Genomic DNA, 3670 nt, shown 5'->3' with positions numbered 1-3670 from the left:
GTGGCCGCCGGGATCTTCGCGCCCAAGGTCATCAGCCGCTTCGGGGCGCGCCGCACCCTGGTCGTCTCGCTCCTTGGCCAGGGCCTGTTCATCGCGGCGCTCCTCGGCATCGACGAGGGCAGCTGGTCCGTCTGGCTCGCGACGGCGGGCGTCTCGGTGGCGAGCATGTTCCACCTGGGCGCGATCATCTCGTACGGCGTGACGGTCACGTCGGGTGTGCCGGACGAGGAGCAGGGCCTGGCCACCGGCCTGGTGACGTCCACCCAGCAGGTGGGCATCACGATCGGCATCCCGCTCCTGGGAGTCCTGGCCACCACCGGCACGGATCTCCTGGCCGGGACGCGGACGGTGCTCCTGATCGACGCGGCGGTGGTGCTCGCGGCGGCGGCCCTGATCGCGGTGGGCCTGCGCACCCGGCGCAACGCCTAGGGCGCCGGCGTACGGCTCAGGGTCGGTCGAGCCGCAGTCGTTCCGCCTTGGGGAGCCCGGCCACCACCAAGTCGTACGAGTCCTCGACGAGCTCCCGGACCTGCTGGTCCGGGAGCTTCGCGTCGGCCGTCACGGTGTTCCAGTGCCGCTTGTTCATGTGCCATCCCGGCACGATCTCCGGGTGCGCGGCCCGCAGCTGGACCGCCATGTCCGGATCGCACTTCAGGTTCACCTTCAGCGGCTTCGCGTCCAGGGAGCTCAGCGCGAACATCTTCCCGGCGACCTTGAAGACGGAAGCCTCGGGGCCGAACGGGAACTCCTCCACAACGGCGTTGAAGGAAAGACAGAAAGCGCGCAGCTCCTGCGGGGTCACCCTGACGTCTCCTTCTCCGCGCCCTGGTCCACGACCGGCTCCACGAGCACCGTCACGATCTTGTTCCGCCGCCCGGCCGCGGACTCCGCGGTGAGCTTCAGCTCGCGGCCGTCCGGCAGCGGCACAAAGGCCGAGGCGTCGGCGATCGGCACCCGGCCGAGCGCCTTGGCGAGGAGGCCGCCGACCGTCTCGACGTCCTCGTCGTCGAACTCGTCGAGCCCGAAGAGCTCGCCGAGGTCACCGATGTCGAGGCGCGCGGTGACGCGGTAGCAGCCGTCGTCCAGCTCCTCGACGGGCGGCAGTTCACGGTCGTACTCGTCGGTGATCTCGCCGACGATCTCTTCGAGGATGTCCTCGATGGTGACGATCCCCGCCGTGCCGCCGTACTCGTCGATGACGACGGCGACGTGGTTGCGCTGCTGCTGCATCTCGCGAAGCAGGTCACCCGCGTTCTTCGTGTCGGGCACGAACGTCGCCGGGCGCATCGCCGTCGACACCAGGTCCGACTCGGCTTCGCGGTTGATGTGCGTCTTGCGGGCCAGGTCCTTGAGATAGACCATGCCGACGACGTCGTCCTCGCTCTCGCCCGTCACCGGGATCCGCGAGAAGCCGGAGCGCAGGGCGAGGGTGAGCGCCTGCCGGATGGTCTTGAAGCGCTCGATGGCGACCAAGTCCGTCCGGGGCACCATGACTTCGCGTACGAGGGTGTCGCCGAGCTCGAAGACGGAGTGCACCATGCGGCGCTCCTCGTCCTCGATGAGCGATTCCTTCTCGGCGAGGTCGACCATCGCGCGCAGCTCGGCCTCGGAGGCGAACGGGCCGCGCCTGAAGCCCTTGCCGGGCGTGAGGGCGTTGCCGATGAGGATCAGGAGCGGCGGGATCGGGCCCATGATGCGGGCAAGGGGCAGCAGGACGTACGCGGCGGCGGTCGCGGTGTTGAGCGGGTGCTGGCGGCCGATGGTGCGCGGCGACACGCCCACGGCCACGTACGACACGAGGACCATCACCGCGATGGCGACGGCGAGCGCCTCCCACGTCTGCGCGAATTCGTTCAGGCAGGCGTACGTCACCAGGGACGCTGCGGCCATCTCGCACGCGACGCGCACGAGCAGCGCCACGTTGAGATAGCGGGTGGGGTCGGCGGCGACCTGCGCGAGCTTCGCGCTGCCGCGCCGCCCGGAGCGGACCGCCTCGTCCGCGCGGAAGCTGGAGGTGCGGGCGATGCCCGCCTCGGCGCAGGCCGCGAGCCAGGCGACGACGACCAGGGCGACGGCGCCCGCGATCAGCTGGAAACTCATGGCCGCCCTACGAGACGGTGGGCGCCGGAGACGGCCCGGTCAGGCCGTTCTCGGCGCGCCAGCCGTCGACGATCGCCGCCTGGAGGCCGAACATCTCGGCCTTCTCGTCCGGCTCCTCGTGGTCGTACCCAAGGAGGTGCAGCACGCCGTGGACGGTGAGCAGCTGGAGCTCCTCGTCCATGGAGTGCTCCGTGGGCGCTTCCTTGCCCTGCCTGAGCGCGACCTCGGGGCACAGCACGATGTCGCCGAGGAGGCCCTGCGGGGCCTCCTCCTCGTCCTTGGCGGGCGGACGCAGCTCGTCCATCGGGAAGGACATGACGTCCGTCGGTCCCGGCAGGTCCATCCACTGGATGTGGAGCTGCTCCATGGCGTCGGCGTCCACGACGATCACCGAGAGCTCGGAGAGCGGGTGGATGCGCATCCGCGCGAGGGCGTGGCGGGCGATGTCGAGGATCGCCTGCTCGTCGACCTCGGTTCCGGATTCGTTGTTGACGTCGATCGACATGGTGCGGCTTCCGCTACTTCCCGTTTTTCTTGTTCTGCTGACTGTCGTCGTACTTCTCGTACGCGTCGACGATACGGCCGACCAGCTTGTGCCGTACGACATCGTGGGACGTGAGCCGCGAGAAGTGCACGTCGTCGATGCCCTCCAGGATGTCCTGGACCTGGCGCAGACCCGACTTCGTGCCGTTCGGCAGGTCGACCTGGGTGACGTCGCCCGTGATCACGATCTTCGATTCGAAGCCGAGGCGGGTGAGGAACATCTTCATCTGCTCGACGCTGGTGTTCTGCGCCTCGTCCAGGATGATGAACGCGTCGTTCAGCGTGCGACCGCGCATGTACGCCAGCGGGGCGACCTCGATGGTCCCCGCGGCCATCAGGCGCGGGATGGAGTCGGGGTCGAGCATGTCGTGCAGCGCGTCGTACAACGGACGCAGATACGGGTCGATCTTTTCGTAGAGCGTGCCCGGCAGGAAGCCGAGCCGCTCGCCGGCCTCGACGGCGGGGCGGGTCAGGATGATGCGGTTGACCTGCTTGGCCTGGAGCGCCTGCACGGCCTTGGCCATGGCGAGGTACGTCTTGCCGGTGCCGGCGGGGCCGATGCCGAAGACGATCGTGTTCTTGTCGATGGCGTCGACGTAGCGCTTCTGGTTGAGCGTCTTGGGGCGGATCGTGCGGCCGCGGGACGAGAGGATGTTCTGCGTGAGGACCTCGGCCGGGGTCTCCTGGCCGTCGCCCTCGCCTGCCTCGTCCGCCCTGAGCATGGCGATCGAGCGTTCCACTGCGTCCTCCGTCATGGGCTGTCCGGTGCGGAGCACCAGCATCATCTCGTCGAAAAGCCGCTGGATGAGAGCCACTTCACGGGCCTCTCCGACAGCGCTGATCTCATTGCCCCGGACATGGATGTCGGCCGCCGGGAAGGCCTTCTCGATCACGCGCAACAGGGCGTCTCCGGAGCCGAGTACCGTCACCATCGGGTGGTTCGCCGGAACGGTGAAGTGTGCTCGCGACTGGCCCTGGGCAGGGGTACGAGCTGTGGGTGTCTGAGTCATGGGCCGGCACTATGGCC

5 protein-coding genes are annotated in these 3670 nt (G+C 68.8%); 1 reads left to right on the top strand and 4 read right to left on the bottom strand.

What is annotated here, in order from left to right:
* Nucleotides 1-429: MFS transporter (locus tag ACQKIP_RS42715; RefSeq protein WP_427745478.1), on the top strand; the 429-nt coding region annotated here is incomplete at its 5' end.
* 16 nt (nucleotides 430-445) lie between these two features.
* Here ACQKIP_RS42715 and ACQKIP_RS42710 read toward each other — a convergent pair.
* From ACQKIP_RS42710 to ACQKIP_RS42695, 4 genes are read right to left on the bottom strand one after another with little or no spacing between them, the layout of a single operon-like run.
* Nucleotides 446-802: an MmcQ/YjbR family DNA-binding protein gene (locus tag ACQKIP_RS42710; protein WP_365857902.1), complete on the bottom strand. Its 357-nt coding sequence runs from the start codon at nucleotides 800-802 to the stop codon at nucleotides 446-448.
* The gene (locus tag ACQKIP_RS42705) at nucleotides 799-2100 is read right to left on the bottom strand and encodes a hemolysin family protein (protein WP_365857900.1); all 1302 of its coding nucleotides are present in this window, start codon (nucleotides 2098-2100) and stop codon (nucleotides 799-801) included. Before ACQKIP_RS42705 ends, ACQKIP_RS42710 begins: the two co-directional genes overlap by 4 nt.
* A 7-nt stretch (nucleotides 2101-2107) precedes the next feature.
* Nucleotides 2108-2605: an rRNA maturation RNase YbeY gene (gene ybeY / locus ACQKIP_RS42700; protein ID WP_361189153.1), complete on the bottom strand. Its 498-nt coding sequence runs from the start codon at nucleotides 2603-2605 to the stop codon at nucleotides 2108-2110.
* A 13-nt stretch (nucleotides 2606-2618) separates the two neighbouring features.
* The gene (locus ACQKIP_RS42695) at nucleotides 2619-3653 is read right to left on the bottom strand and encodes a PhoH family protein (protein ID WP_365857898.1); all 1035 of its coding nucleotides are present in this window, start codon (nucleotides 3651-3653) and stop codon (nucleotides 2619-2621) included.
* Between the last annotated feature and the right edge of the window lie 17 nt (nucleotides 3654-3670).

Source organism: Streptomyces sp. NPDC059900, from assembly GCF_050270335.1.
Classification (GTDB): Bacteria; Actinomycetota; Actinomycetes; order Streptomycetales; family Streptomycetaceae; genus Streptomyces.
This window is presented reverse-complemented; position numbering and strand designations above follow the sequence as displayed.

Coding starts and splice junctions, on each gene's coding strand:
- ACQKIP_RS42705 (WP_365857900.1), bottom strand. CDS start 2,100: ATGAGTTTCCAGCTGATCGCGGGCGCCGTCGCCCTGGTCGTCGTCGCC.
- ybeY (WP_361189153.1), bottom strand. CDS start 2,605: ATGTCGATCGACGTCAACAACGAATCCGGAACCGAGGTCGACGAGCAG.
- ACQKIP_RS42695 (WP_365857898.1), bottom strand. CDS start 3,653: ATGACTCAGACACCCACAGCTCGTACCCCTGCCCAGGGCCAGTCGCGA.